The sequence below is a fragment of the Dyella sp. genome (assembly GCF_035503745.1).
Lineage (GTDB): Bacteria > Pseudomonadota > Gammaproteobacteria > Xanthomonadales > Rhodanobacteraceae > Dyella_B.
The window spans coordinates 36,717-62,480 of the sequence record NZ_DATJTC010000031.1 but is presented as its reverse complement, the minus strand read 5'-3'; the positions used below and the strand labels follow the sequence as shown (position 1 = coordinate 62,480).

The following is a 25,764-nucleotide window of genomic DNA, read 5'->3' as shown; positions in this document are numbered from 1 at the left end:
TCAAGTCTCAGCAGCAGCTACCGGCCCCCTTGGGGCCACACGTCGTATTGGCTACATTCGATTGGGGGCCGCAACACGGGCTCGCTTCGCCTGTGGCGGCGCCTTCTGGCGCAGTGGTGTATGTGGTGGCTTCGCCGTGGGTGTAGAAACTTTCCCAACGGACACCCTGCGGGTCTTGCGCCCAATACTTGTCGGATCGCGCGTAGCAGCACGTAGTGGCTTTTTCCGCGAGAACCACCGCGTCCGCATCGCCCAGGCGCTGGCCCATATCGGCCAGCTCGTTCACCTGCTCCACCTGAATCCCCAAGTGGTCCACGCCAACCTCACCGCCTCGCTGCGAGATGGCGAAGTTCACCTGCGGATCTTCCAGCATCCACTTGGCATAGTCGGACTTCACGACGCTGGGCTGGGCGCCAAACAGCATCGAATAGAAGCGGATGCTGCTTTCCATCTCTTGAACATTCACATGGACATGAAAGCGCTTCATGAGATTCTCCGGGCAGGTTTGCAGACCGTGGCGGGTTGACAGGCGGCGGATGACGCCGACCCCGCGCAGCAGTTTTCCGTCAGGTAACCGAGCAAGGCATTCATCTGGTCGTAGTTCGCCCTGCACTGGATGACACGCCCCCGCCGTTCATCGCTCACCAATCCGGCGCGACGGAGGATGTGCAGATGGCTGGTGAGGGTGGCGCCAGGGATTGCGGTCGCCTGCCCCAGCTCACCCACAGACAAACCCTCATCCCCCGCTTGGACAAGCAGGCGATACAGGTTCAGACGGTGCTCTTGGGCCAGGGCAGCCAAACAAGCCAGTGCGTTTGTCGATTCCATATTTCTATAATTATAGAAATATATGGTGCCGTCAATGGGCTATCGCAACCGGCAGTCCTCGCAGGGCCACCTCGGGCGGATCAGCCGCGTGATGACGTCCACCTTTGAAGATCGGCTGCGGCTGCACACGGATCTACTCTGAGAAGAGGTCTGGTAGGCAGGCAGAGAGCCGCCCAGAGCGGTTCAATGTTGGAGTGGCTACGATCTACCGAACGCTCCAAACATCTGCCTGATAGACGACGAGATGGTATCAGTTGATAGTAATGGCCATTCGTGAAGCAATGGGTTGGCTGAAGGCGTCTACGAAAGTTGCCAAGCTCACATTGGCGCAGTCTTTATGCTGACCAACAATACAGCGGACTACCAAAAACTCCGGGCGCACTAAGCGATTCGGATGTTGTTCCCCAAAAGCAATAGAAACGATCTTGCTCTGGGTGGTAAACCAGCCAGTATCCCGCATTGTGCGCAACACAAAGACCCGATATGACGCTCCCATCTTCTATATCTGGAAAGCCGGGCGGCACTGCTGTCGCGCTAATTGGGAACGGCGCACAGCTGTGCTGTCGAATATCCTCAGCTAGACCTGCAATGTAGGTATCCCTGTCCATTGACGCGCCTACATAGACATCGGATGTATCTTGGAGTGCCTGCTCTAGCCTAGCGAGTGGATTTGAAGTCGTCATCATCGGTTATTGCTGCGTGGATGGCGGGGGCGGAGGAGGCGGCGGCGGCGTTGGGTAGTGCAGCGTTTCCGGTGGCTTGTTTCCATTTGCTGGTATATCAATACGTGGGCCGGTCTTGTCCGTGCCCGGTCTATAGGAAATTCCGTTGTCGCCGACCAGCGTGCCTGCGGGATAACCCTTATCTGTTGGAGCTGGTGAGGACTTTCCGCCAGTTAGATTGTCGAAGTCCTTTTCTGCGTCCCCTGTTCCACCATTTGAAGGCGCCAGTGGACCGTTGTTTATCCGTTTACCTTGCTGACCTGTTTTACCATCTTGTTGGCCTACAAGCCCTCCGGGGAGTGGGGTCGGCTCTCCTTGCGTTTCATTGTGGACTACCGGTGTTGAATTGATGGTGTTTTGAATCGCTCTCTCTGTGTATACAGTCGCAACGACGACATAGTCGATCATCAACTCGCCAAGCCTAGTTGCATGTATGTGGCAAGCGTTTTGATCGCAAGTTACAGTTCTTCCATCAGGATCAACATTTATGATGGGATTATTTTTAGAGTAGTTGTAGCGGTTGAATCCAAACGAATCAGAAGGTTTAGGTGCAACAGGATCCACACTCAGGAATCGACCTGTGGCGGGGTCGTAGTAACGAGCCTGCATATAGACGAGGTTCGTCTCAGGATCACTCACATGCCCTGTGTATCCCGGGCCATTCGGCGGACCGCCGACGCCAGTTCCGTATGAAGCGATCGACCCATATGGCGCGTAGTCGTAAGTCGCCGTGATGTTGCCATTGGCATCCGCTTCCGCCAAAGGCGTCCCCTGCGGATCGGTATATACATATGTGACTGTCCCCTGTTGCTGGGCGTGCAACACGCCGCAAGCAAGCAGGAGCAGCAAATGGAACATCCACTTGAACGACAACCGCCGAACTCCGTGACCGGCCATGCCTGCCCCCTAATGGTCCCTAAACGGTTTCGCTAGGTTACCGCAAAGCAGTCTGCCAACACCCCTAGATGGCCCAGCACCACAATACTGTGACTAGCCTCCAGCGAAACGTTCAAACTGTCGAATTTAACATGCTTCCCAAATGTCGCCCTAGTTCACCTGAAGAAAACGTCGAATAAAGGAAGTCAAAAAAACCAAACTTGTATCGGCAGTAGCGGACGTCGTTTCCGAAAATTATCTATCGACTGAAGTCATCGCTCGCTGCAATCTTGCCGTTCACCGTGACCGTCCAGTGATACTTTCCAACCGGTAGCGGTGGGAACACTCCAAAGTCTTTGGCGAAGGTTGCTGACGCCGAGCCATCGCCTCCCTAACGGATTGCGCGAGTGATGCTCTCCCCGTTTGGCTCGACCACAATGAATGTGGCTTGATAAGGGGAGCCTTGATTCTTATCGCGTACCCACAGTTGGGTTTGGCTATCGGTGGACTGCTGCCAGTTGCGACTCTGCGCGCTCACCTTTCCAAAGGGAACAATCGCTAAGGGCACGGCTAACAAGGGAAGAAAATATGCCAAACGTTTCATCTTCCACCTCATAGACCAGTGTAATAGACCACGCAGCCTTTATCGTCGTAGGAATCAAGAACTGTGTTACCAACGATTTTCTTTACCTGATGATCCACGACCGAGGTGGCCATAGACGCGGCGTCTTCACTTGAATCGACCCACTGGTAAGTCTCATGGGAACATTCCCCGTCCTAACGTTAAGGAATGGAAACCCAACGTTTCTCCTGATAGCACTGAGCATCAAGGGAGAAGTTAGGCCGCCTGAGTCTCACGAGGTGCCGCCACCCCCGCAGCAAGCACCGCCGCCGCCACCGAAGACAAGTGGAGGACCCTAAGAAATGGATCTGCAGAGGTTAGCTTTTTGGCTAGAAGATGTAACTCCAAGAATCGAAAATTTAGACGGCTACCTTTTCATTGATCGACTAGGTCTGGGTCCAAGCGGTCTTCGAAAGAAGACAGGGAGTTATGGATCAATGTCTGAAGCTCAGCTGTGGATGAACATCGTTCTGTTAGATGACTTCATTTCTGAAGTTGTTGGTGACGACTGGGAATCAAATGACCCTGCCGTAAACAGGCTTTTGTCAGTCTTCGAGCAGGCGTGGTCATATCAGGTACGCGTTTCGTTTCCCGGTACCGACTTTTTGATTGAACGCTTGCTTGATGATGAGTACGGGGATCTAGGTCTTCGGCTTATCAATAGCCATCAATGATTAAGCGCAAGCTTTTTTGTTAAAAAGACAATTGGCATTGAGGATGTAGCTTTGGATTGAAGATAGACCCTCATCTTTTGATGCATCTTGACCCGGCGATGTATCAAGCATATGCCTACTTATTCACGTTTGGAGCCCAACCCTAATGAAGACAGGAACTGTTCTGGATCAGGCGATGCTGGTCAGTGCTCGATATGATGCAAATATCGTGACGAATCAGGACCCCAGTCGAAGTAAAGGCCCGCGCCGTATAGGCCGGATGTAGCAGCGGGGCGCATCCGGCCACCTTGACATTCTTGTCCAACACTCATATCCACCCAGACGATAAGTCGGTCGAAGCAATTGAAAACTCGGGTTAGAGCGCCTTACACCACGATGAGTGTTCGGTCTCTGCCAATTTAAAGAGCCGCTGCGTCACACCAACCCTTCCTACAACCTGCCCATCCGGGCCGATCTCGTCCACGACTAAGCCACAGTGCTGAATGCCATCTCTAGTGACTACGTTCGCGACATAGCGACGCCCAATGCCTGGGGTGAACGTAGCCATCCCCGTGCATATGTGATTGACGATGTCCGATCCCTCGACTCTAAGTCCGGTGCCGACGCTAATGGAAATAGTGACCGGCTCACCGCCTTTTACATTGATCCATTTGGGCGTACCCGCGATGCCACCGTAAACCCATTTCCGGCCCGAACATGTTTCAGAATGGTCATATATCTGCCCAACACTCGAATACTCGGGGTCGCCTGATAAAAATACGGCGGCTGTATCACCGCCTGTAGGCAGTGACTTATATACGGGCGGAAGGCACGACGACAATAAAAGGCAGGAAGCAACGATTCCAACTACGTTTACCAGCTTCATGTCATAGCTCCAACGATCCAAAAGGGATGGCTTGCTCTCTCTTCCAATCAGTGACTCGGAGCATTCGGATCTTTGGTGCCAACTTTCCCCGTGTACGGATTTACGTTGCCCCGCGAGGAAAAATTGTTCGCCTTCGTGCCATCCGGCGCCGACCTCATATGAGACTGAACATGCTCACCGTTGCGCTTGGTATAGCTGTGCACATGCACATCTAACGAACTCTTATGTACCGCGGAGCGAGATGAGCTGTGGTACGACGAGCTGCTGGAATGATGGGTTGCCGCATGGACAGCCATCACCGGCAAAAAGTAAAGAAGCAGAACTATCTTTTTCATATCCCCGTGGCTTGACCCTTGACCAGCAGTTACAAACCGTCGCCGTCGGTGAGCTTGTATGGCTTGTCCGCCGGCTTTTTTCTGGGAATTCCCGCGTCACTGAGCTTCATGACGGTAACACCCCTGACGGTAAGGCCTGTTACCGTCAAACCTACCGTCACCGATGCCAGGATTTCAATGGATGCGGCTGGACGACATGAGACACCAAACCGCCAGAAAAGCCCGGTTTTACGCGGTTCCTGGGACGTGTCTGGACGGGAATGGACGGGCAAATGGTGGCTATGGGTGGACTCGAACCACCGACCCCAGCATTATGAGTGCTGTGCTCTAACCGGCTGAGCTACATAGCCAAGGGGTGCGCCGTCCGGGCAGTTTCGGCCGGATCGGGCTGGATTCAGGCGGGGCGCGGCAGTGTAATCGTCTGGCCCTTCCGGTTCAAGTGGTTGGCTTGCTCCAGCTTTGTAGGCTGTGGTTGAATCGATCTCGGGTTAGGCGCACGCGCCATGGCAGGCTGCGCTGACACGACCCGAGGAGGTTGGATGATTGACGTTGATGGCTACCGTCCGAATGTTGGCATCGTGCTGCTCAATGCAGACGGCCGGCTGTTCTGGGCGCGCCGCGTCCATCGCGACGGCTGGCAGTTTCCCCAGGGCGGCATGCGCAGCGACGAGACGCCGCTGGAAGCCATGTACCGGGAACTGCAGGAAGAAACCGGCCTCTCGCCCCAACACGTCGAAGTGCTGGCCAGCACCCGCGGCTGGCTGCGCTACAAGCTGCCCAGCCGCTATATCCGTCACCACCAGCACCCCACCTGCATCGGCCAGAAGCAGGTGTGGTTCCTGCTAAAGCTGGTGGGCGGGGAGGACGCGCTGTGCCTGGATGCCTGCGAGAAGCCCGAATTTGACCTCTGGCGCTGGGTGGACTTCTGGTACCCGGCCGTGCATGTGGTTAATTTTAAACGAGATGTTTATCACCGTGCGCTGCGCCACTTTGCCCCGCTGGTGGAAACCATGCTGAGCATCGAGCTGGGTCCGCAGCCGCAGCCGCGCCGTAACGCCTCCCGCAACCGGCGGGCCGCCTGAACCGCGGGCCAGGCTTCGTACTCAATACTTGTTGACAATCATTCGCATTCGCGTTGAAATGCGCGGCATGTACATTTGTCTTTGCAACGCCATCACCGATCACGACATCCGGCGCGCCGCCGCCGATGGCGTGCACACGTTCGCCCAATTGCAGGCCCGCACGGGTTGCTCCGATTGCTGCGGCTGTTGCGAGGCGGAGGCCCGCGCCACGCTGGATGAAGCGGTCGCCAAGGTTGCGCTGGACCTGCCCATTTTCGTCGCAGCCTGATCACCCTCACGCGGATCAGCCTTTCCTGACGCGACATCGAGAACGCCGCCGTCACCACGCGGTGGCGTTTTTGCATGCGCGACGTATTCGCATTTCCGCCGCATGCACGCAGAATCCGTATAGTTTCTTTAATCAGCCAACCCACGGAGAGCCGCGATGAAGGGCGACACCAAGGTCATCGAATTTCTCAACAAGGTGCTCTTCAACGAGCTGACCGCCATCAACCAGTATTTCCTGCACTACCGCATGTTCAAGAACTGGGGTTACCAGGAACTGGCCGAGCACGAGTACAAGGAATCGATCGAGGAGATGAAGCACGCCGATCGCCTGATGGAGCGCATCCTGTTCCTGGAAGGCCTGCCCAATCTGCAGCACCTGGGCAAGCTGCGCATCGGCGAGAACGTGCTTGAATGCATCAAGGGCGATCTGGATCTGGAACTGGCTGCCACCAAGGATCTGCGCGAAGCGATCGCCCATTGCGAAAGCATTGCCGATTACGTGAGCCGCGACATGTTCAAGCACATCCTGCACGATGAGGAAGAGCACATCGACTGGCTGGAGACCCAGCTCAGCCTGGTCAAGGACATCGGTGCGGAGCGTTACCTGCAGTCGAAAATGGAAAGCTGAACCGACGCGCCCCCGGAGCGCGGCATAGCGACCGGGGGCACAAACCCGTCCACGGTTCCTTGACGGCTTCCTTACGTCCAGGCTATATGCATCGTTTTGCCGCACGGGCCGCGCATGGCTTCCCGTCCACCACCGCGCTACGTCGTACGTTCGCACGACGCTGCCAGTCAGCGTCGCCGCATGATGTGGCTGGGCGCGGCGTGGCTTGGCAGCGTGGTGCTGGCCGGATTGATCGTGGCGCTCGCGGTGGGTGCGTGGAAAGGCGTGGTGCCGCGTATCGCCGACCGGCGCGCGGTGCGTGAGCTGACCGCCGCGAATGACGACCTGAAACAACAGGTGGCAAACCTGCAGCGTTCGCAGCAAGTCAACGACATCGCCACCAAGGCGCTGCGCCAGACCATCTCGCAACGCGACGAGGAAATCAGCGGGTTGCGCGCCGATCTTGGCTTCTATTCGCGCCTGGTCGGCGGCGATGCGCAACGCGAAGGGCTGAAGGTGCAGGAAGTGTCGCTGCAACCGGTGCTGCATTCGCCTGCGTGGAACCTCACCATCAGCCTCACCCAGAACATCAAGCGCGACGACGACACCAACGGCACCATCACTGTCAGCGTGGAAGGCCTGCGCAACAACAAGGTGGATCAGCTGGCCTGGCCCACGCTGGGCGATGCCGCCGAGAAGGACGGCATTCCGTTCCGCTTCCGCTATTTTCAGCAAATTCATACAACGATTGCGCTTCCGTCCGATTTCCGGCCGACGCGATTGCATGTCACAGTCCAGCCGGAAAATGGGGATCCGGTCAGCCGCGCCGTGGCCTGGAACGACGCCCTATCCACTCCCGTCACCGCCATTCAGGGGGACACCGATGCTCAGCCGTAAACGCAACGACCAACCCAGCCGCAACGCCGAAACCAGCCTCATTTCGCTCGGCACGATCATCCGCGGCGACGTCCGCTTCACCGGCACGCTGCACCTGGACGGGCGCATCGAGGGCGCCGTCATCGGCGAAGGCTCCAGCGCGCTGTTCACGCTCAGCGAGCAGGGCCAGGTGCAGGGCGAAGTGCGCGTACCGCACGCGATGATCAACGGCCAGGTGAATGGCGACATCTACGCCAGCGAACGCCTGGAACTGGCCGCGCAAGCCCGCGTGATCGGCGACGTGCGCTACAACCAGCTGGAAATGGCCGCCGGCGCGCAGGTCAACGGCCGCATGGCGCACCAGGGCGAGGACCACGTCCAGCGCGAGCTGCCGGCGCCGGAAGTGCGTCCGGAACCGGTCACCGCCTGAACCGGCCCGGGATTTCGGCTGATGGCGGAGGTGGCGGTGCGGTATCCTTGAGTCCGCATCGCCCCAGCCTCATATCCGCCCCATGGAAACCATCCTCGCCATCCCCGATTACCGCCAAGCCGGCGCCCCGCTGATCTTCACGGCGGCCGCCGCGCGCAAAGTGCACGAGCTCATTCAGGAAGAGGGCAACCCCGAACTGAAGCTGCGCGTCTACATCACCGGCGGCGGCTGCTCGGGCTTCCAGTACGGCTTCACCTTCGACGAGAGCCAGGCCGAAGACGATTTCGCGCTGGACCGCGAAGGCGTCACCTTGCTGGTCGATCCGCTGTCGCTGCAGTACCTCACCGGCGCCGAGATCGACTACTCGGAAAGCCTCAGCGGTTCGCAGTTCGTCATCCGCAATCCCAACGCCAAGACCACCTGCGGCTGCGGTTCCTCGTTCTCCACCTGAGCGGCCCGCGTCCCGGATGGCTTCGACGAACCTCAACACCTTCGCCGGACTCAGCCTGATCCTGGACCGCGTTGCCGAGCAACGCGACGAGGCGGACTGGGTGCTGACCCAGGGACAGGCCGCCGAGGCCCGCTACCTGTTGCTGGATCCGGCCGGCGACGCCTTCCTGCACCATGACCGCGAAGCGTTGCGCTGGCTTGACGCCACCGAGCGCCATCGCCTGTTGCCGCGTGCGCCGAGCAGCCTGCTCGGCCTGATCGAAGACCGTCCGCACTTCATGCTGGTGCTGGACGAAGACGACGACATCGCCGCGCTGGAAGCCGCGCTCGGTGCGCGCCGTGCGGGTCTGCGCGAAGCGGGCCTGCAGCTTGCCGCCGATGAAGCGGGCCTGTTTGCCTACACCAAGGGCCTGGCCCACTGGCAGCGCGAAACCCGCTTCTGCGCGCGCTGCGGCGCGCCGGTGCAACTGGTGTCGTCCGGCCATCGCGCGCAATGCACCAACCCGGCCTGCGGACGCCTGCATTTTCCACGCACGGATGCGGCGATCATCGTCATCGTCGAGTACCAGGGCGCCTGCCTGCTGGGTCGCCAGGCCGTGTGGCCGCCCGGGCGCTACTCCACGCTGGCCGGCTTCGTGGAACCGGGCGAAGCGCTCGAAGACGCGGTTCGCCGCGAAGTTGCCGAAGAATCGGGCGTTATCGTCGGCGATGTGCACTATCACTCCTCGCAACCCTGGCCGATGCCGGCCTCCCTGATGGTGGGCTTCACCGCCACCGCGCTGTCGCCGGCGATCCGCCTGCGCGATGGCGAGCTGGAAGACGCGCGCTGGTTCACGCCGCAACAACTTATCGACGGACTGGCCGACGGAAGCCTGGCCACGCCGACACCGCTCTCGGTTTCCTATCAGCTGATTTCGCATTGGTTGCGCGAACGCACGGGGCTGGAGCTGGATGCATTGACGCCGACGGGGCGCACGCGCTGAGTCGCCCCGCTGCGCAAGCGTGAACCGCTTGCCATCACTCGCATACAATGCGCCCATCCAACGGAGTCCGTTTTCATGGCCATTCGCCTGCTTGCCGCACTCATCGCCCTGGGACTGCTGCATGTGCAGCCACAGCTTGCCCATTGGCGCAACGATGGCGGTTTCCGGCGCTGGGTCGAGCAGCTGTCGGACACCACCGGCGCAGGCCGCGTGCTGCTGGCGGTGCTGGTGCCGGTGGCGGTGTGCCTGCTGGTGATGTGGATGCTGCACAAGCTGCCGCTGGCCGACCTGCTGATGCTGGCCTTCGCGCTGGTGGTGCTGCTGTTTTCGTTCGGCCCGCATGCGTTTGAAGCGGACATCGAGTCCATTCTCAAGGCGCCCGACCAGAGCAGCCGCGAAGCCGCCGCGCAGGCGCTGTGCGACGAGGGCGAGTTTGTCGCCTGGACCACCGCCGACCTGGGCGAAGCCACCGCCTACGCCGCCTTGCGCCGCCGCTTCGGCGTGCTGCTGTGGTTCTTCCTGCTTGGGCCGATGGGCGCCCTGCTCTATCGCCTGGCGCGCCAGCTCGGCCACGACCCGTCGCTGGCGCTCGATGCCGGCGCACGCACCGCGGCGCGCTATCTCGCCAATGGCCTGGACTGGCTGCCCGCGCAGCTGATGGTGTTCACGCTGGCGCTGGTCGGCCACTGGGATGCGGTGATCGGCGCATGGCGCCGCTGGCACCAGCAGGCCGCGCCGAACAGCTGGTATCTCTCCGCCCCGGGTTTTCTTGGCGCCGCCGCACGCGCGGACGTGCTCACCGACATTGAAGGCGGCGACGGTTACACCGAAGAGCGCACTGACCCGCTACACGAATTGCGCCGCCTGCGCGACGCGCTACTGCGCGCACTGCTCGCCTGGCTGAGCGTGGTGGCGCTGATCGTGATGGGCAGCTGGATCTCCTGAACCCGCGCCTGCCTCCCCGGCGCGCGGGCGCAGGCCGGCAGGAGGCAACGCCTTAAGCGAAATCCCCGCGCAATACCTGTACCCGCTGCTCCAGTACCTGCGCATTCACCTCCGCCGCGGGCCGGGGCACATCCACCAGCAGCTCGACCCGCGCGCGAAAGCGGCGCGGCAGCCGCGCACGTCCCAGCATCGAATCGCGCCGGCTCCACACGCTGCCCCACAGACCGCGCAGGGCCATCGGCACCACGGGCACCGGCCGACGCTCGAGAATTTTTTCCACGCCCGAACGGAACGGCGCGATGGCGCCATCCCTGGTCAGGCCGCCTTCGGGAAAGATGCACACCAGCTCGCCGTTAGCCAACGCGGCATCGATCTCTTCCATGGCGTGCTGCAACACAGCGGGATCTTCCTTTTTCCCGGCGATGGGAATCGCCTTAGCGGTCTTGAACACAAAGCGCAGCAGCGGAATGTTGAAGATCTTGTAATACATCACAAAGCGCGCGGGGCGCGGCAGGTTTGCCATCAGCAGCAGCGGATCCATGAAGCTTACGTGGTTGCACACCAGCACCGCGGCGCCCTCTTCGGGTACGTTCTGCGCACCGTCCACGCGAATGCGATAAAGCGTATTGACCAGCACCCAGGTAATGAAGCGCATCAGGAACTCGGGCACCAGCGTGAAGATGTACGCTGCCACCACCACGTTGAGCACCGCGGCCAGCAGGAAAATCTGCGGCGCATTGAAGCCCAGCATCCCCAAACCCAGCCCGAACACCGAGGCGATGACGATCAGCAACGCATTGAGAATGTTGTTGCCCGCGATCACGCGCGACAGCCGGTCGCGTTGCGTGCGCGCCTGCACGAAGGCGAACAGCGGCACCACGTAGAAGCCGGCAAACACGCCGATCAAAGTGAGATCCAGCACGATGCGCCAGCTGCCCGACGTGGCCAGGAACGCATGCCAGTCCAGGCCGCGCACCGCTGCCGCGCCCGGCCGTGCGAGGAACAGATCCACGCCGAACGCGGTGAGCCCGAACGCGCCCAGCGGCACCAGGCCGATCTCCACGCGCTTGCCCGACATCTTTTCGCACATCAGCGCGCCCACGCCGGTGCCGATCGAAAACAGCGTAAGCACCAGCGTGTTCACCGAGCCGTCGCCACCCAGATTGATGCGCGTATACAGCGGCAGCTGCGCCACCAGTACCGTGCCGAAAAACCAGAACCAGGAAATACCCAGCACCGCGTTGTACACCGCGCGGTCCTCGCCGGTGATACGCAACACGCGCACCGTTTCGCTCAGCGGGTTCCAGTTGAAGCGCAGCTCCGGCGCGGTGGCTGGCGCGGGCGGAATGAAGCGGCTGGCGACGTAGCCGACCGCCGCGATACCGATGGTCAGCGCGGCGGAAAAATGCGGCCCGATGCCCGCGATCAGCATCAGCGCATTGCCCGTCATCATGCCGATCAGGATCGCCATCTGCGTACCCATTTCCACCAGGCCGTTACCGCCGACCAGTTCCGACGACTGCAGCGCCTGCGGGAGAATGGCGTATTTGATCGGGCCGAACACGGTCGAGTGCACGCCCATCATGAACAGCACCACCAGCAGAAACGACAGGTGGTGGCCGATAAAGCCATACGCCGCCAGCACCATCGCCGTGATCTCGAACACTTTCACGAAGCGGATGATGCGCGTCTTCTCGAATTTCTCCGCCAGCTGGCCGGCGGTTGCGGAGAACAGGAAGAACGGCAGGATAAACAGCGCCGGCGCCAGGTTGGTATACAGGCCCACCTGACGATCGGACAGGCCCATCTGAAAGGCCGCCATCATGACCATCGCATTGCGGAACGCGCTGTCGTTGAACGCACCCAACGCCTGCGTCCAGAAGAACGGCGCAAAGCGGCGGCGGCCTAGCAGGGCGAACTGGCTCATGCGGATCCTTGTGCAGATGCAACGCTGCGTAGCCTAGCCCAAAGGCGGCCGTCGTTGGAGCTGCCTTACTGGTTAACGCCGCGACGGTGTGCGTATCATCGGCCTAAGCGGCTGGAGAAAGCGCCCACGTTCCATGAGATGTCCGGCAGCACTACTTCTCACGACCGGTGCTTGGTCCAACCTGGTGCCGAGGCCACTCCCGATGTTTCACGCAACCGGATAACCGACCCCATGACTGTGATGCACGGCAGTTGCCATTGCGGAGCATTGAGCGTCGCGTTCACCACCGCCAAGCTTGCGGCGGATTTTCAGCCACGCGCCTGCGATTGCTCGTTCTGCATGAAGCACGGCGCGGCGTATGTCTCCGACCCGGGCGGTTCACTGTCGATTGTCCAACGCCACGCCGACGCGATCAAGGAATACCGGCAAGGATCCAACACCGCGCGATTTCTGTTGTGCAAGGATTGCGGCGTGCTGGTGGGTGTCGTCTTCGACCATGCGTCGGGCACCTACGGCACCCTCAACGTGACGTGCCTGGACGACGCCACCGGCTTTGCCCAAGCCCTTGGCGCATCGCCGCAGCAGCTGAGTCAGGACGAAAAGATCTCGCGCTGGCTGGCGCTATGGGTGCCGCGAGTGGTTATCGAGACATCAGCCCATTAGGAAATGCCCATGACCATCCGCGTACTCGATGCTGGCGATGCGGCAGCCTATCAACGGCTTCGCCTGCTCGCGCTGCAGGACAGCCCCACCGCATTCAGCGCCAGCTACGAAGAGGAAGTGGGCCGCTCGCTGGATGACGTCGCCGCACGCATCGCGCCCGCGCCGGATGGATCGATCCGCATGCTTGGCGCGTTCCATGGCCAGGCGCTGGCCGGATTCGTAGCGCTGATCCATCCGCAACGGGCGAAGTTGCGCCACGGCGCGGAGATCGCCGGGATGTTCGTCGCACCCGCGCAGCGGCGGCGTGGGCTGGGGCGGGCGCTGCTGGGGGCGGCGATCGATCAGGCGCGCGCGCTCGATGGAGTTCGCCAGCTCAAGCTCGGCGTCAACGCCACCAACACGGCGGCGAGGGTACTGTATGAATCGGCAGGCTTTCTGCCCTACGGCCTGGAGCCGGACGCGCTGTACGTTGGCGGACAATTTTTCGGCCAAGCGCATTATCTGCTACGCCTGAATCAGGCTTAGCACCCTTCTTCGGATACGGAACCTGCGCCATGTTCGCGCTGTTCGCCGCCAACGCGGTCTTGCTGTTCCACCTGGCGTTTATCTTGTTCGCCGCCTTCGGCGCGCTGCTGGCGCTGAAGTGGCGGCGGGTGGCGCTTGTGCAGCTACCCGCCGCGGCGTGGGGGTTTTTTGTCGAATATTCCGGGCGAATCTGCCCGCTTACGCTGCTGGAGAATCACTTTCGCCATCGCGCGGGTCAAGCCGGCTACAGCGAAGGTTTCATCGAGCATTATCTGCTGGCCACGATCTACCCCGACGGACTGACGCGCGACATGCAGTTCGCGCTCGCCGCGTTCGTGATGATCGTCAATCTCTCTGTCTACGCGCTGCTGATCACGCGCCGCAAGGCGCGCTGACCGCGCGGTCGGCGGACTCAGCGGCGGCGCAATGCGCGATGCGCGATGTCGCGGCGGAAAAACGCGCCGTCGAAGCGGATCTTGCCGGCCGCTTCGTAAGCATGCTCGCGCGCGTCGGCGATGTCCTGGCCCAACGCGCACACGGTCAGCACGCGGCCGCCCGCGGTGGTCGCACGCCCTTGCGCGTCGAGCCTGGTGCCGGCGTGGAACACCTTTACCTGGCTGCCGAACGCCTGATCCAGGCCCTCGATGACATCGCCGCTCCTGACCTTGCCCGGATAGCCGCCGGCCGCCATCACCACGCCGATGGCCGGGCGCGCATCCCATTGCGCATGCGTGTGATGCAGCTCGCCGTCGAGCGCCGCCTCGATCAGTTCGATCAGGTCGGATTTCAAGCGCATCATGATCGGCTGCGTTTCCGGATCGCCGAAGCGCACGTTGAATTCGATCACTTTGGGCGCGCCGTGCTTGTCGATCATCAGGCCCGCATACAGGAATCCGATGAAGGGTGCGCCCTCCGACGCCATGCCGCGCAGCGTGGGTTCGATCACTTCCTTGAGGATGCGCTTTTCCACCTCGGACGTGACCACCGGCGCGGGCGAGTACGCGCCCATGCCGCCGGTATTGGGGCCCAGGTCGTTGTCATCGCGGCGCTTGTGGTCCTGGCTGCTGGCCATGGGCAGCGCACGGCTGCCATCGCTCATGACGATGTAGCTGGCTTCTTCGCCGTCGAGAAATTCCTCGATGACCACACGCGCGGACGCATCGCCGAAAGCGTGCGCGCCGAGCATGTCGTGCAACGCGAGCTCCGCATCGCCCAGGGTCAGCGCCACCACCACGCCCTTGCCGGCGGCCAGGCCGTCGGCCTTGATGACGATCGGCGCACCGTGCTCGCGCACGTAGGCCAGCGCCGGGTTGAGTTCGGTGAACACCGCGTAGCGCGCGGTGGGAATGTTGTGGCGAACCAGGAAATCCTTGGCGAAGGCCTTGGAGCCTTCCAGCTGCGCGGCAATGGCGCGCGGCCCGAAGATGCGCATGCCCGCCGTGCGGAACTTGTCCACCACGCCGGCCACCAGCGGCACTTCCGGGCCTACCACGGTAAGTTCCACTTTCTCGGCCTTGGCCAGTTTCAGCAGCCCTTCGATATCGGTCACGGCCACCTCGGCGTTGCGCACGCCGCGCTCGCGTGCGGTACCGGCATTGCCCGGGGCGACAATCACCTCGCTCACGCGCGGGGATTGCTTGAGCTTCCACGCCAGCGCGTGTTCGCGGCCGCCATTGCCGATGACCAGGACTTTCATGCTGTGGACTCCGTGACTGCGGGCGCCCTGGGATGCTGGGGCGAGCCGGGTATTGTAGCGGGGGTTTGCGCGTGGCCGCCCCTCCCTAGGCCCTTCCCTGCGTGCAGGGGAAAGCGCAAAAGTTCAGGCGCAGATGTGGCGATCGAGCAGGTCCAGCAGCGCGGCGCGCGGCAGCTTGCCGGTTTCATTGCGCGGCAGCGCCCGCACCAGACGCAACGGACGCGGCAGGAACACCGGATCGATCGAGGCGCGCAGCGCGTCCAGGATGATCGCTTCGTCAAGCGTGGGCGCCACCGCCAGTGCGGCGATGCGGCGCACGCCGATGGCGTCGGCTTCGTCGAGCTGGAAAATCGCGCCATCCTCCACACCCGGAATCGCCAGCAGGCGGCGGGTGAGATCGCCGAGCGAGGCGCGCTTGCCGGCGATTTCCAGCAGATCCGCATGCCGGCCGCACAGCTCGAAACGGCGGCCTTCGTCGTGCAGCGTGACGATGTCGGCCAGCGTGGCGGGGGCATCGAGTTGCGGCGCGTCGATCTGCGTGCCATCCGGTTGCGGATGCAGGTGCACGCCGTGGTACAGCGACCACAGGCCATCCAGCGTGACGCGGCGCGAGGCGAAGGCGCAGGTTTCGGTGGAACCGAATACCTCCAGCAGCGGCGCGTCGAAACAGCGTTCGGCCTTCGCCGCCAGCTCCGCGGACATCGGCGCGGTGGCCGACAGCATGGCCGCCATAGGTGGCAGGCGTACGCCCGATTCCACCAGCGCGCGCAGGTGCACCGGCGTGGTCACCAGCACGCGCGGGGCCGGCATCGCTTCCAGCGCGCCGGCGATGTCGGCCGGGAAGAACGGCCGGCCCGAGTGCACCTGCACCTCGCCCAAGAGCGGCAGCAGCACGGACATTTCCATACCGTAGATGTGCTGCGGCGGCACCGTGGCGACCACTGAAAAACGCTCGCCTGCCACGTGCTGCAGCATGCGCAGGTTGCCGGCGGTGCTGGCATGCAGGCTGCGCCAGGTTTTGGCATTGGGGCGCGGCGTGCCGGTGGAGCCGGAGGTGTAGCCCACGGCCACGGTTTGCATGGCGGGCAAGGTCGGCCAGGACACCTGAGCCGGGATCGATGCATCGCGCGGCAGCGGCGGCAGGGCGTGATAGCGATGGGGCGCCGGATCCATCGCGCGCTCGCCCACCGCATGGCAGCCTGGGTGCGCGGCCATTACTTCTTCCACCGCGTGCGGCGCGCGCGAGGGTGGCAGCAGGTTGGCCTGGCCGCGCAAGGCGATCGCGCAGAAGGCGACCAGGAAGGCATAGCGGTCCTCGCACAGGTTCACCGCGGCCGTGGCGTCAGGCAGCAGCGCGGCAACGCGTTCCACATGCGCGACGAACTGCGCGGCGGTAACGTGCTCGCCCTCGTGCACCGCCACCACGCGCCGCGGATCGTCCACCTTCAACAAAGGCAGCACGCGCTCCGCTTCGTCGCGTTGATAGGTGTCGTAGACGATCGCCACGCCGCGCACTCCAGTGTTGTTCTATCGATGCAATAAGCCCCGCTCCGGCCGAATCGGTCGGTTGCTGCCCTAAGCAGGAGGTTTCCTGCGCCCCCTATCCTCAGGGTCGCCGCTGAATCGGCACCTACCGCACCGGCGACCGCGTTCTGCAGGATTCAGGTTCGGATGATACTGCCAGTCAGCGCATCCCGAATGGTGGTAGGCGTGGCCGCGCCGCCGAGCGGAGCGTCGAGCACACCGTCCAGCGCCTGGCCGAAGTAGCGTTCGAGGGTGGGCAGGTCGCGTGCCGGGGGTTGGCCGTGGGGATTGGCGCTGGTCGAGACCAGGGCGCCGCCGTAGGCCCGGCACAGTGCCGCCGCCGGGGCGTGCGCAGTCACGCGCAAGGCGATGCCGGCATGCGCGCCGGCGACCCACGCGGGCACCGCCGCGCTGCGCGGAAAGACCCAGGTGAAAGGCCCGGGCCAGCTGGCGTGTACCTGCGCCATGACATCCGCCGGCACCTTGGCCGTGTCGATGTAGCGTTCCACCTGCGCGAAATCCGCGCCGATCAGCAGCACACCCTGCGTAGCCGGACGTTGCTTGAGTGCGAAGATGCGCTCGAAAGCATCCTGATCGTGCGGATCGCAGCCGAGGCCGAAAACCGCCTCGGTGGGATAGGCGATCACGCTGCCGCGATGCAAGGCATCGGCCAGAGCGGGGATTTCGGCGACGGTGTAGGGCTTGGGCATTTGGTTTTTTCTTCCCCTCCCTTCCGGGGGAGAGGGTTGACGTGAAGGACAAGGCTTGCCTCAAGCCTGGTCTTGCCGCTGCAACGGGTGCTGATCGGCGTAACCGCAGCCCTCCCCCTTCGGGAGAGGGCGCCGTGGCGGCGTGCTCAGACCGGGGCTTTCTTGGCGGCTGTTTTCTTGGCCGGCGCCTTTTTCGCCGCCGTCTTCTTGGTGGCTGTTTTCTTCGCCGCCGTTTTCTTGCTTGCGGTCTTCTTGCTGGCTGTTTTTTCGGTAGCCGGCTTCTTGCTGGCCGCCTTCTTGGCCGCGGGCGCGGCTTTCTTGGCGGCTTTCTTGGCGAAACGGCCCTTCTTGACCGGCGCGGCGGCCAGCAGCTCCAGGCACTGTTCCTGGGTCAGCTCCTTGGGCTCCTGGTCCTTGGGGATACGCGCATTCTTTTCGCCATCGGTGATGTACGGGCCGAAGCGGCCGTTGAGCACCTGCACGCCGTTGCCGAAGTCCAGGATGATGCGGTTGGCGATCAGGTCCAGCTTTTCCTGCACGATCTGCAGGGCGCGCGGCAATTCGATGGTGTACGGATCGTCCTCGGCCTTGAGCGAGGCATAGGTGCCGCCCTGCTTCACGAACGGACCGAAGCGGCCGATGCCCACGCTCACTTCATCGCCGTTTTCGGCCTGGCCGAGCTTGCGCGGCAGCTTGAACAGCTCCAGCGCCTCGTCCAGCGTGATCGTGTGCATGCTCTGGCCCGGACGCAGCGAAGCGAACTGCAGCTTTTCGTCGGTGTCCTTGTTGCCGATCTGCGCGTACGGTCCATAGCGGCCCAGGCGCACGGAAACGGGCTTGCCGGATTTGGGATCGATGCCCAGTTCGCGCGCGCCGGTGGCTTCGCTGCGGTCGACCGATTCGGTTTTCTCTTCCACCTGCTGCTTGAACGGCTGCCAGAAGCGGCGCATCAGCGGCACCCAGGCTTCTTCGCCTCGGCTTACTGCATCCAGCTCGTCTTCGAGCTTGGCGGTGAAGTCGTAATCGACGTAGCGGGTGAAATGCTGGGTGAGGAAGTTGCTCACCGCGCGGCCCACGTCCGTCGGCTTGAAGCGGCGGTTTTCCAGCAGCACGTATTCGCGGTTCTGCAGCACCTGGATGATGCTGGCATAGGTGGACGGACGGCCGATGCCGTATTCCTCCAGCGCCTTCACCAGGCTCGCTTCGGAATAGCGCGGCGGCGGCTCGGTGAAATGCTGGTCGGCGAGGATGTCGTGCAGCGGCACGTCTTCGCCTTTGTGCAGCTTCGGCAGGCGGCGGCCTTCATCGTCGTCCTCGGCGCTTTTCTGGTCGCGGCCTTCCTCGTAGACGGCGAGGAAGCCCGGCTCGACCACGGTGGTGCCGGTGGCACGGAAGGCGGCGTCGCCGCCTTTGACGTGCTTGACGTCAAAGTCCACCGACACGGTGTTCAAGGTCGCGTGCATCATCTGGCAGGCGACGGTACGCTTCCAGATCAGCTCGTAGAGCTTGCGCTGTTCGTCGTTGAGAAACGCGGCCACTTCGCGCGGCGTGCGCATCGCCGAGGTGGGACGGATCGCCTCGTGCGCTTCCTGCGCGTTCTTGGATTTGGTGCGGTAGACCTGGGGCGCGTCCGGCAGCGATTTGTTGCCGTAATCGCGTGCGATCAGCTGCCGCAGCTCGCCGACCGCTTCGTCCGACAAGGCGGTGGAGTCGGTACGCATGTAGGTGATCAGGCCCACATTGCCCTCGCTGCCCAGGCCCACGCCTTCGTACAGGCCCTGCGCGATTTTCATCGTGCGGCTGGTGCCGAAGCCGAGCTTGCGCGCCGCCTCCTGTTGCAGCGTGGAGGTGGTGAAGGGCGGCGCGGGACGGCGCTTGCGTTCCTTGCTGCCGACCTCGCTGACGGTGAGGCGGCCACGCGCAGCTTCCTTCAGCGCGGCGCGCGCGGCCATCGCATCGGCTTCGTTGGTAAGGTCAAATTGCTCGAACTTCTTGCCGTTGAGCTTGGTGAGGCGCGCGCTGAAATCGCCGTCGGCGTGCTTTAGCTGCGCTTCGACGGTCCAATACTCGCGCGCGACGAAGGCTTCGATTTCTTCTTCGCGCTCGGCGATCATGCGCAGCGCCGGACTTTGCACGCGACCGGCGGACAGCCCGCGCTGCACCTTGCGCCACAGCACCGGCGAAAGATTGAAGCCCACCAGGTAGTCGAGCGCGCGGCGCGCCTGCTGCGCATCGACCAGGTCATGGGAGAGCGAACGCGGTGCGGCCACGGCGGCCTTGATCGCCTTGGGCGTGATTTCGGAGAACACCACCCGGTGCAGCTGCTTGCCCTTGTCCAGGCCGCGCTCGCGCAGGATCTCGCTGATGTGCCAGCTGATCGCCTCGCCTTCGCGATCCAAGTCGGTCGCCAGATAGATGTCGTCGGCCACCTTGGCCGCCTTGGCGATCGCGTCGACGTGTTTCTCGTTGCGCTCGATCACCTCGTATTTCATGGCGAAGTTATGCTCGGGATCGACCGCGCCCTCCTTGGGCTTCAGGTCGCGTACGTGGCCATAGGAGGCCAGGACCTGGAAGTCCTTGCCGAGGTATTTGTTGATCGTCTTGGCTTTGGCCGGCGACTCGACGATGAGCAGGTTCTTTGCCATGCAGCGTGGGGTTCCAAATGTTCCATTCGCGCCCGTATGGATGGGCGCCCTATATATAGTTGGCGCATGCCGACTCTGCGACTGTCAAGCCAACCTTTGTGAAAGAGAAGTGTTCGCAGGTCCGGTCACCCGGAGTTTGCGGCCCAGGACAACGCGGGCGGCGTAACGTCGGGTTTGAGGCTGCCGCCCGTCGCCTAAGGCAGATCGGGCAGCCGCTGGTAGCGCCCGCCCGCCAGGCCTTCCACGCAACCCTCCAGCTCCAGCATGAGCAGCATGGATGACAACACCGCGGCGGCCTGGCCGGTTCGCGTCGACAGCTCGTCCAGGGCCACGGGATCGTGGCCCAGGGCGTCCAGCAGGCGCTGGTACTCCGGATCGGCGCGCCAGCCGCCAGCGGCCGCCCGCGAGCCTTTACCGGGTGCTGCCGCCGGCTGTTCGAGGCGCTGAGCCAGTTCGACACCCAGCGCCCGCGCGGCGGGGACGAGGGATTGGACGATTTCCGATGCGCTTTCCACCAGCCGGGCACCATCCCGGATCAGGCGGTGACAGCCGCGGGCAAGCGGATTTTGGATCGACCCGGGCACGGCGAATACCTCCCGCGCCTGCTCGGCCGCCAGCCGGGCGGTGATCAGCGAGCCCGACTGCAACCCCGCCTCGATCACCAGCGTCCCCAGCGACAAGCCCGCGATGATGCGGTTGCGGCGAGGAAAGTGGTCGGCGCGCGCCGCCGTGCCGGGCGGAAATTCGCTGACCAGCAGGCCCTGCGTCTCTACTCGTGCCGACAGCGCCCGATGCTTGCGCGGATAGACCAGGTCGGGGCCGGTGCCGATGACGGCGATGGTCGGCCGCGCCGCGTCGAGGGCCGCCTCGTGCGCGGCGGCGTCGATGCCGTCGGCCAGGCCGCTGGTGACCACGAAGCCCGCTTGCGCCAGGCTGCGGGCGAAGCTGCGCGCGTTGGCTTTGCCCGCCGCGCTGGCGCTGCGTGCGCCGACGATCGCCACCTGCGGATGCAGCAGCAGGCTGCTATCGCCACTCAGGAACAGCGCCGCGGGCGGCTGCGGGATGGTTTCCAATTGCGGCGGAAAATCCGCGTCGGTGTAGCGCAGCAGCCGATGGCCGGGCAAGGCCAGCCACGCCAGGTCGGCGGCGAGCTGCGCTTCATCGGGTTGCTCCAGCCACGCGGGCGCCCTGGCATCCAGCGCGGCCGCGTGGCGCCGCAGTTGCCCAAGTACCTCCTCGATGCGGCCTTGCGCCGCCGCCATCCGTTCGCGCAATCCCCCTGGGCCAAGGCCCGGCGTGCGCAGGGCGATCAACCAGTGGCGCAACTCAGCTTGCTCATTCATCGGGCGAGTCTACGCGAGGCCGAAAACGACAACGGCGCGGGAATGCCGCGCCGTTGTGTGGGCCTGAGCCGATGACGCCGGGGTTTATTCCGGCATCTTGGCCCGCGCGCCGATCCTCACCGGCTTCAAGCCGTCCATCACCAGGCCGTAGCTGACGCGGTCGAAGGTGCGGAAGATCATCACGTGGCCGACGTACTCATCCGGCAAGGTCACGAACTTGTGGTTGTAGCGGCTCCAGCTGGAGTGCGCGACATCGTCGGGCACCTGCTCGCCGGGCTGCCACAGCGAGAACGTGGTGCCGTTGTCCACGCCGTCCTTGGAGCCGATCGACAACACCACCACATCGTTGGGCCCCTCTTCGCTCAGGCGCTCCTGCGAGAAGGCGATGACGCGGCCGTTGGCCGGCAGGGTCTTGGGCGGGTGAGGGTAGTAGTAGGGGTCGTACGGCGTGTCGTTGATCGGCATCAGGCGGTCGCCGGCACGCACTTCCATGGTGGAGCTGAGCAGCAGCAGCGTCGATGGATCGCCGCCGCGCAGCACTTCGGCGGTGCCGATCACAGTCACTTCCATCGCCAGGGAGTTGCCGCGGAAGGCGTGGTTGGGACGGTCGTTGCCGATGTCGGTCTGCCACTCCTCGGTCCACGGCGAGCGGCCGGTGGCCACGTCGCTGTCGGCGATGTTGGCGGCCATTTCGTCGCTTTGCCGCGCCTCGTCGCCGCCGTAGGTACGGAACACGTGGGTCGGGCGCACCACCGCCCAGCGCTGGCCGGGCTGCGCATCGAGGTGGCGCACGTAGATGTTGCGGCCCGAGGTGCCGGTGAGATCACCCTCCTCGAAACCCATCACGTAGGGTGCGTTCTTGACCGCTTCGGGATCCACCACGCGCGAATCCTTCAGGTACGGCAGCAGCTGGTCGAGCGGGATCGCCGGGATGGCATCGCCCTCGCGATGGATCGCCGGCTCCAGACGCAGCCCCGGGCCACCGTTGATGAAGGACAGGTCGAGCACGTCGCCCGGGTAAATAAGATGCGGATTGCGGACTTGCGGGTTGGCCTGCCAGATTTCCGGCCACAGCCAGGGCTTGGACAGGAACCGGGCCGAAATGCCCCACAGCGTGTCGCCACGGCGCACGGTGTAGCTGTCGGGGTGATCGGCGCGCAGTTGTGTTCCGGCCGCATAAACGGCCACGGTGACCAGCATGCCGGCCAGCAGCCCGATGGACTTTCTGATCATAAACGGGAATCCCCCCTCCCCCGACGCTCGGGCGAGTGTAACCGAACCATTAACCCAAGCAACACGTTCCAGTTGGCAAATTCTTCTGCCTACAACAGCTTGAACCACGTACAATAACCACATTCTAGACTGCGCTGGGGCTGGTTTTTCACCAAATCGCCCGCATTTTCAGCGCCTGAGGTGAGCCCATGTCCGTCCTGACCATTCTCGAATTCCCCGACCCCCGGCTGCGCACCAAGGCTGCGCCGGTCACTGTTTTCGACGCCGCATTGAAGCAGTTCGTCGATGACATGTTCGAGACGATGTACGCCGCCAACGGCGTGGGCCTGGCCGCGACCCAGGTAAACGTACACCAGCGCGTGCTGGTGGCGGACATGAGCGAAGAGCGCAACCAGCCGCTGGCCCTGATCAATGCCCAGATCCTGGAGAAGGACGGCACCCAGGTCTACCAGGAAGGCTGCCTGTCCTTCCCCGGCATCTATGCCGACGTCACCCGCGCGCTCAAGGTGAAGGTGCGCGCACAGGATGTGACCGGCCAAACCTTCGAGCTGGACGTGGAAGGCCCGCTGGCCGTGTGCATCCAGCACGAGATGGATCACCTGGCGGGCAAGGTCTTCGTCGATTACCTCTCGCCGCTGAAACGCTCGATCCTGCTCAAGCGCATGGAGAAGCAGCGCAAGCAGGCCGCCAGCGCGTGAGAATAGTTTTTGCCGGCACGCCGGAGTTTTCCGTCCCCTGTCTTGAGTCCTGCCGCGCGAGCGGTGCCGAGGTGGTTGCGGTGTACACGCAGCCCGATCGCCCCGCCGGTCGCGGACGCAAGCTCACGCCCAGCCCCGTGAAAGAAGCCGCGCTGGCCGCGGGCATTCCCGTCGAGCAGCCCGAAACACTTAAAACCCTCCAGGCGCGCGAAACGCTCGCCGCGTATCGCCCCGACCTGATGGTAGTGGTGGCCTACGGCCTGATCCTTTCGCGCAAGGTGCTCGCGCTGCCGCGCCTGGGCTGCTGGAACGTGCACGCCAGCCTGCTGCCGCGCTGGCGCGGGGCGGCGCCGATCCAGCGCGCGATTCTCGCCGGCGACCGCGAAAGCGGCGTCGGCCTCATGCAAATGGAAGCGGGCCTGGATACCGGCCCCGTGCTGCTGGAACGCCGCACGCCGATCACGCGCCAGGACACCGGCGGCACGCTGCACGACCGTCTATCGCAGCTGGGCGCCCAGGTGCTGGCCGAAGGCCTGCGCCGCACGCTGGCAGGCGAAACGCTGCATGCGCGCGCGCAAGCGCAAGAAGGCGTGCTCTACGCGCACAAGCTGGAAAAAGCCCAAGCGCGGCTGGATTTCTCCCGCGCAGCGATCGCACTGGAACACCAGGTCCGCGCCTTCGATCCATGGCCAGTGGCCGAAGGCGAGATTGCCGGCGAAAACCTGCGCATCTGGGCCGCCCACGCGCTGGATGAAAACAGCCGCGCCACGCCCGGCAGCGTGGTCGCCGCGCAACGCGATGGCATCGATCTCGCCTGCGGCGAGGGCGTGTTGCGCGTAACCGCCCTGCAACGTGCAGGCGGCAAGCGCATCACCGCTGCCGACTATCTCAACGCGCGCCCCGAACTGCGCGGCGCGCGATGAACGACACCCGCGCCTTGGCCGCACAGGCACTGGCGGACGTCGCCCTGCACGGCAAATCGCTGCGCGAGGCGATGGAGCAGCGCGCACCGAAGCTGCGCGATCCGCGCGATCGCGCCCTGCTGATGGCCTTGCTCAGCGATGGCGCACGTTGGTGGCTGCGTTTCGACGCCGCGCTGGACCACCTGCTCGACAAGCCGCTGCGCCGCAAGGAGCCGGCCGTGCACGCCCTGCTGGTGCTGGGCCTGGTGCAGCTGGAAATTCTGCAACTGCACGATTACGCCGCCGTCGCCGCCACCGTGGAAGCGACGCGCGCACTGCAGCGCCCGCGGCTGTCGGGGCTGGTCAACGCCGTGCTGCGTCGCTGGCAGCGCGAGCGCGACACGCTGCTGGCGCAACTGGATGCCGACGCGTCCACGCGCCATGCGATGCCGCGCTGGCTGGTCGATGCGATGCATGCCGATTGGCCGCAACACGCCGACGCCGTGCTCGCCCACAGCAACCGCGAACCGCCGCTGATGTTGCGCGCCAACCGCCGCCGCGCCACGCGCGATGGCGTGATCGATGCCTTGCGCGCGGCCGATTACCGCGCCGATGCGCATCCATGGCTGCCCGACGGCATCGTGTTGCCGCATAGCGGCGATGTGACGCGCATGCCCGGCTTCGACCAAGGCTGGTTCGCCGTGCAGGACGGCGCCGCGCAAGTCGCCGTGGATCTCGCCCAGGTGCGCGACGGCCAGCGCGTGCTCGACGCCTGTGCCGCGCCGGGCGGCAAGGCCTGCCATCTGCTGGAACGCGCGGACCTCATGCTTACCGCGCTGGAATGGGACCCCGAGCGCGCCACGCGCATCGGCCAGAACCTCGATCGCCTGGGTCTTGCCGCCGAGGTGCGCGTGGGCGATGCCGGCGATCCATCCGCCTGGTGGGACGGCAAATCGTTCGACCGCATCCTGATCGACGCGCCCTGCTCGGCGACCGGCGTGCTGCGTCGCCGCCCGGACGTACGCCTGCACCGCCGCGCCAGCGACATCGAGGCGCTGGCGGCGCAGCAGCAGCGCATTCTCGCCGCGCTGTGGCCGCTGCTCGCGCCCGGTGGCCGGCTGGTCTATGTGACATGTTCATGGCTGCGCGCGGAGAACGAAGCGGTGATCGAGCGCTTCCTCGCCGGCCACGCGGACGCCAACGCGGTGCCGCTGACCTTGGCCGCGGGACAGCCCGCCGCCACCGGCTGGCAGATCCTTCCCGGCGATGGCGACCTCGACGGCATGTACTATGCCGTGCTCGAACGCCGGTGACGCAACGCATGCCGTAGTCCCCC

The 25,764-nt window shown here is 63.7% G+C and carries 26 protein-coding genes and 1 tRNA gene; 15 read left to right on the top strand and 12 right to left on the bottom strand.

Annotated features, from left to right (window positions below; translation table 11 throughout):
- Positions 1-7: 7 nt before the first annotated feature.
- From VME63_RS12390 to VME63_RS12380, 3 genes are all read right to left on the bottom strand, one after another.
- Complete coding sequence (locus VME63_RS12390; RefSeq protein ID WP_325433663.1) at positions 8-487, bottom strand: ArsI/CadI family heavy metal resistance metalloenzyme; 480 nt, start codon at positions 485-487, stop codon at positions 8-10.
- The gene (locus VME63_RS12385) at positions 484-828 is read right to left on the bottom strand and encodes a metalloregulator ArsR/SmtB family transcription factor (protein ID WP_325433662.1); all 345 of its coding nucleotides are present in this window, start codon (positions 826-828) and stop codon (positions 484-486) included. Before VME63_RS12385 ends, VME63_RS12390 begins: the two co-directional genes overlap by 4 nt.
- 689 nt (positions 829-1,517) lie before the next feature.
- The gene (locus VME63_RS12380) at positions 1,518-2,423 is read right to left on the bottom strand and encodes an RHS repeat-associated core domain-containing protein (protein WP_325433661.1); all 906 of its coding nucleotides are present in this window, start codon (positions 2,421-2,423) and stop codon (positions 1,518-1,520) included.
- Positions 2,424-3,350: 927 nt separating this feature from the next.
- Between VME63_RS12380 and VME63_RS12375 the strand changes: the two genes are divergently transcribed.
- Positions 3,351-3,722, top strand: a complete 372-nt coding sequence (locus VME63_RS12375; protein WP_325433660.1) for a hypothetical protein — start codon at positions 3,351-3,353, stop codon at positions 3,720-3,722.
- A gap of 355 nt (positions 3,723-4,077) precedes the next feature.
- Here the strand turns inward: VME63_RS12375 and VME63_RS12370 are convergent, their stop codons facing one another.
- Both VME63_RS12370 and VME63_RS12365 read right to left on the bottom strand, forming a co-directional pair.
- Positions 4,078-4,587, bottom strand: a complete 510-nt coding sequence (locus VME63_RS12370; RefSeq protein ID WP_325433659.1) for a hypothetical protein — start codon at positions 4,585-4,587, stop codon at positions 4,078-4,080.
- Between the two features lie 608 nt (positions 4,588-5,195).
- A tRNA-Met gene (locus VME63_RS12365) sits at positions 5,196-5,272 on the bottom strand.
- Positions 5,273-5,461: 189 nt separating this feature from the next.
- On the opposite strand from VME63_RS12365, the gene VME63_RS12360 reads away from it, so the two are divergent.
- The 8 genes from VME63_RS12360 (at position 5,462) to VME63_RS12325 (ending at position 10,562) form a co-directional block, all read left to right on the top strand.
- Positions 5,462-6,004 carry an RNA pyrophosphohydrolase gene (locus VME63_RS12360; protein ID WP_325433658.1) on the top strand — a complete coding sequence of 181 codons (543 nt, stop codon included), beginning with the start codon at positions 5,462-5,464 and terminating at the stop codon, positions 6,002-6,004.
- Between the two features lie 58 nt (positions 6,005-6,062).
- Positions 6,063-6,272, top strand: coding sequence for a (2Fe-2S)-binding protein (locus VME63_RS12355; protein ID WP_414648256.1), 210 nt, complete (start codon positions 6,063-6,065; stop codon positions 6,270-6,272).
- Positions 6,273-6,428: 156 nt separating this feature from the next.
- Positions 6,429-6,899: a bacterioferritin gene (gene bfr, locus VME63_RS12350; protein WP_325433656.1), complete on the top strand. Its 471-nt coding sequence runs from the start codon at positions 6,429-6,431 to the stop codon at positions 6,897-6,899.
- A 114-nt stretch (positions 6,900-7,013) separates the two neighbouring features.
- Entirely contained in the window at positions 7,014-7,775 is a 762-nt protein-coding gene (locus VME63_RS12345) for a DUF6776 family protein (RefSeq protein ID WP_325433655.1), read from the top strand.
- The gene (locus tag VME63_RS12340; RefSeq protein WP_325433654.1) at positions 7,762-8,184 is read left to right on the top strand and encodes a polymer-forming cytoskeletal protein; all 423 of its coding nucleotides are present in this window, start codon (positions 7,762-7,764) and stop codon (positions 8,182-8,184) included. Before VME63_RS12345 ends, VME63_RS12340 begins: the two co-directional genes overlap by 14 nt.
- A gap of 82 nt (positions 8,185-8,266) precedes the next feature.
- Positions 8,267-8,635 carry an iron-sulfur cluster insertion protein ErpA gene (gene erpA, locus VME63_RS12335; protein WP_325433653.1) on the top strand — a complete coding sequence of 123 codons (369 nt, stop codon included), beginning with the start codon at positions 8,267-8,269 and terminating at the stop codon, positions 8,633-8,635.
- Between the two features lie 16 nt (positions 8,636-8,651).
- Positions 8,652-9,617: an NAD(+) diphosphatase gene (gene nudC, locus VME63_RS12330; RefSeq protein ID WP_325433652.1), complete on the top strand. Its 966-nt coding sequence runs from the start codon at positions 8,652-8,654 to the stop codon at positions 9,615-9,617.
- A 75-nt stretch (positions 9,618-9,692) separates the two neighbouring features.
- Complete coding sequence (locus VME63_RS12325) at positions 9,693-10,562, top strand: beta-lactamase induction protein (RefSeq protein ID WP_325433651.1); 870 nt, start codon at positions 9,693-9,695, stop codon at positions 10,560-10,562.
- 52 nt (positions 10,563-10,614) lie between these two features.
- On the opposite strand, the gene VME63_RS12320 is transcribed toward VME63_RS12325, so the two are convergent.
- Positions 10,615-12,489, bottom strand: a complete 1,875-nt coding sequence (locus VME63_RS12320) for an MFS transporter (RefSeq protein ID WP_325433650.1) — start codon at positions 12,487-12,489, stop codon at positions 10,615-10,617.
- A gap of 231 nt (positions 12,490-12,720) precedes the next feature.
- On the opposite strand from VME63_RS12320, the gene VME63_RS12315 reads away from it, so the two are divergent.
- Genes VME63_RS12315 through VME63_RS12305 form a run of 3 tightly spaced genes read left to right on the top strand, consistent with a single transcriptional unit; the run spans position 12,721 to position 14,072 of the window.
- Positions 12,721-13,152 (top strand): aldehyde-activating protein, encoded by a 432-nt coding sequence (locus VME63_RS12315; protein WP_325433649.1) that lies wholly within the window; start codon positions 12,721-12,723, stop codon positions 13,150-13,152.
- Positions 13,153-13,161: 9 nt separating this feature from the next.
- Entirely contained in the window at positions 13,162-13,677 is a 516-nt protein-coding gene (locus VME63_RS12310) for a GNAT family N-acetyltransferase (protein ID WP_325433648.1), read from the top strand.
- Between the two features lie 29 nt (positions 13,678-13,706).
- The gene (locus tag VME63_RS12305) at positions 13,707-14,072 is read left to right on the top strand and encodes a DUF2784 domain-containing protein (RefSeq protein ID WP_325433647.1); all 366 of its coding nucleotides are present in this window, start codon (positions 13,707-13,709) and stop codon (positions 14,070-14,072) included.
- A 17-nt stretch (positions 14,073-14,089) separates the two neighbouring features.
- Here VME63_RS12305 and purD read toward each other — a convergent pair whose 3' ends face one another.
- The 6 genes from purD to VME63_RS12275 form a co-directional block, all read right to left on the bottom strand.
- Positions 14,090-15,373: a phosphoribosylamine--glycine ligase gene (gene purD / locus VME63_RS12300; protein ID WP_325433646.1), complete on the bottom strand. Its 1,284-nt coding sequence runs from the start codon at positions 15,371-15,373 to the stop codon at positions 14,090-14,092.
- A gap of 123 nt (positions 15,374-15,496) precedes the next feature.
- Positions 15,497-16,879, bottom strand: coding sequence for an AMP-binding protein (locus VME63_RS12295; RefSeq protein WP_325433645.1), 1,383 nt, complete (start codon positions 16,877-16,879; stop codon positions 15,497-15,499).
- A gap of 155 nt (positions 16,880-17,034) precedes the next feature.
- Positions 17,035-17,607 (bottom strand): L-threonylcarbamoyladenylate synthase, encoded by a 573-nt coding sequence (locus VME63_RS12290; protein WP_325433644.1) that lies wholly within the window; start codon positions 17,605-17,607, stop codon positions 17,035-17,037.
- A gap of 146 nt (positions 17,608-17,753) precedes the next feature.
- On the bottom strand, positions 17,754-20,252 hold the full coding sequence (locus VME63_RS12285) for a DNA topoisomerase I (RefSeq protein WP_325433643.1): 2,499 nt from the start codon (positions 20,250-20,252) through the stop codon (positions 17,754-17,756).
- 194 nt (positions 20,253-20,446) lie between these two features.
- Entirely contained in the window at positions 20,447-21,595 is a 1,149-nt protein-coding gene (dprA, locus tag VME63_RS12280; RefSeq protein ID WP_325433642.1) for a DNA-processing protein DprA, read from the bottom strand.
- Between the two features lie 84 nt (positions 21,596-21,679).
- Entirely contained in the window at positions 21,680-22,828 is a 1,149-nt protein-coding gene (locus VME63_RS12275) for a LysM domain-containing protein (RefSeq protein ID WP_325433641.1), read from the bottom strand.
- Positions 22,829-23,016: 188 nt separating this feature from the next.
- Between VME63_RS12275 and def the strand changes: the two genes are divergently transcribed.
- The 3 genes from def to rsmB are packed head-to-tail and all read left to right on the top strand — an operon-like array spanning position 23,017 to position 25,741.
- A complete protein-coding gene (gene def, locus VME63_RS12270) occupies positions 23,017-23,526 on the top strand; it encodes a peptide deformylase (protein ID WP_325433640.1) in 510 nt (169 codons plus the stop codon).
- Positions 23,523-24,449 carry a methionyl-tRNA formyltransferase gene (gene fmt, locus VME63_RS12265; protein ID WP_325433639.1) on the top strand — a complete coding sequence of 309 codons (927 nt, stop codon included), beginning with the start codon at positions 23,523-23,525 and terminating at the stop codon, positions 24,447-24,449. Before def ends, fmt begins: the two co-directional genes overlap by 4 nt.
- The gene (rsmB, locus tag VME63_RS12260; protein ID WP_325433638.1) at positions 24,446-25,741 is read left to right on the top strand and encodes a 16S rRNA (cytosine(967)-C(5))-methyltransferase RsmB; all 1,296 of its coding nucleotides are present in this window, start codon (positions 24,446-24,448) and stop codon (positions 25,739-25,741) included. The genes fmt and rsmB overlap by 4 nt, the downstream gene beginning before the upstream one ends.
- Positions 25,742-25,764 lie beyond the last annotated feature (23 nt).

Bases quoted from the DNA above. Each gene is read 5' to 3' on its own strand.
- VME63_RS12390 (WP_325433663.1), bottom strand. From the start codon at position 487: ATGAAGCGCTTTCATGTCCATGTGAATGTTCAAGAGATGGAAAGCAGC.
- VME63_RS12385 (WP_325433662.1), bottom strand. From the start codon at position 828: ATGGAATCGACAAACGCACTGGCTTGTTTGGCTGCCCTGGCCCAAGAG.
- VME63_RS12375 (WP_325433660.1), top strand. From the start codon at position 3,351: ATGGATCTGCAGAGGTTAGCTTTTTGGCTAGAAGATGTAACTCCAAGA.
- VME63_RS12370 (WP_325433659.1), bottom strand. From the start codon at position 4,587: ATGAAGCTGGTAAACGTAGTTGGAATCGTTGCTTCCTGCCTTTTATTG.
- VME63_RS12360 (WP_325433658.1), top strand. From the start codon at position 5,462: ATGATTGACGTTGATGGCTACCGTCCGAATGTTGGCATCGTGCTGCTC.
- VME63_RS12355 (WP_414648256.1), top strand. From the start codon at position 6,063: ATGCGCGGCATGTACATTTGTCTTTGCAACGCCATCACCGATCACGAC.
- bfr (WP_325433656.1), top strand. From the start codon at position 6,429: ATGAAGGGCGACACCAAGGTCATCGAATTTCTCAACAAGGTGCTCTTC.
- VME63_RS12345 (WP_325433655.1), top strand. From the start codon at position 7,014: ATGGCTTCCCGTCCACCACCGCGCTACGTCGTACGTTCGCACGACGCT.
- VME63_RS12340 (WP_325433654.1), top strand. From the start codon at position 7,762: ATGCTCAGCCGTAAACGCAACGACCAACCCAGCCGCAACGCCGAAACC.
- erpA (WP_325433653.1), top strand. From the start codon at position 8,267: ATGGAAACCATCCTCGCCATCCCCGATTACCGCCAAGCCGGCGCCCCG.
- nudC (WP_325433652.1), top strand. From the start codon at position 8,652: ATGGCTTCGACGAACCTCAACACCTTCGCCGGACTCAGCCTGATCCTG.
- VME63_RS12325 (WP_325433651.1), top strand. From the start codon at position 9,693: ATGGCCATTCGCCTGCTTGCCGCACTCATCGCCCTGGGACTGCTGCAT.
- VME63_RS12320 (WP_325433650.1), bottom strand. From the start codon at position 12,489: ATGAGCCAGTTCGCCCTGCTAGGCCGCCGCCGCTTTGCGCCGTTCTTC.
- VME63_RS12315 (WP_325433649.1), top strand. From the start codon at position 12,721: ATGACTGTGATGCACGGCAGTTGCCATTGCGGAGCATTGAGCGTCGCG.
- VME63_RS12310 (WP_325433648.1), top strand. From the start codon at position 13,162: ATGACCATCCGCGTACTCGATGCTGGCGATGCGGCAGCCTATCAACGG.
- VME63_RS12305 (WP_325433647.1), top strand. From the start codon at position 13,707: ATGTTCGCGCTGTTCGCCGCCAACGCGGTCTTGCTGTTCCACCTGGCG.
- purD (WP_325433646.1), bottom strand. From the start codon at position 15,373: ATGAAAGTCCTGGTCATCGGCAATGGCGGCCGCGAACACGCGCTGGCG.
- VME63_RS12290 (WP_325433644.1), bottom strand. From the start codon at position 17,607: ATGCCCAAGCCCTACACCGTCGCCGAAATCCCCGCTCTGGCCGATGCC.
- VME63_RS12285 (WP_325433643.1), bottom strand. From the start codon at position 20,252: ATGGCAAAGAACCTGCTCATCGTCGAGTCGCCGGCCAAAGCCAAGACG.
- dprA (WP_325433642.1), bottom strand. From the start codon at position 21,595: ATGAATGAGCAAGCTGAGTTGCGCCACTGGTTGATCGCCCTGCGCACG.
- VME63_RS12275 (WP_325433641.1), bottom strand. From the start codon at position 22,828: ATGATCAGAAAGTCCATCGGGCTGCTGGCCGGCATGCTGGTCACCGTG.
- def (WP_325433640.1), top strand. From the start codon at position 23,017: ATGTCCGTCCTGACCATTCTCGAATTCCCCGACCCCCGGCTGCGCACC.
- rsmB (WP_325433638.1), top strand. From the start codon at position 24,446: ATGAACGACACCCGCGCCTTGGCCGCACAGGCACTGGCGGACGTCGCC.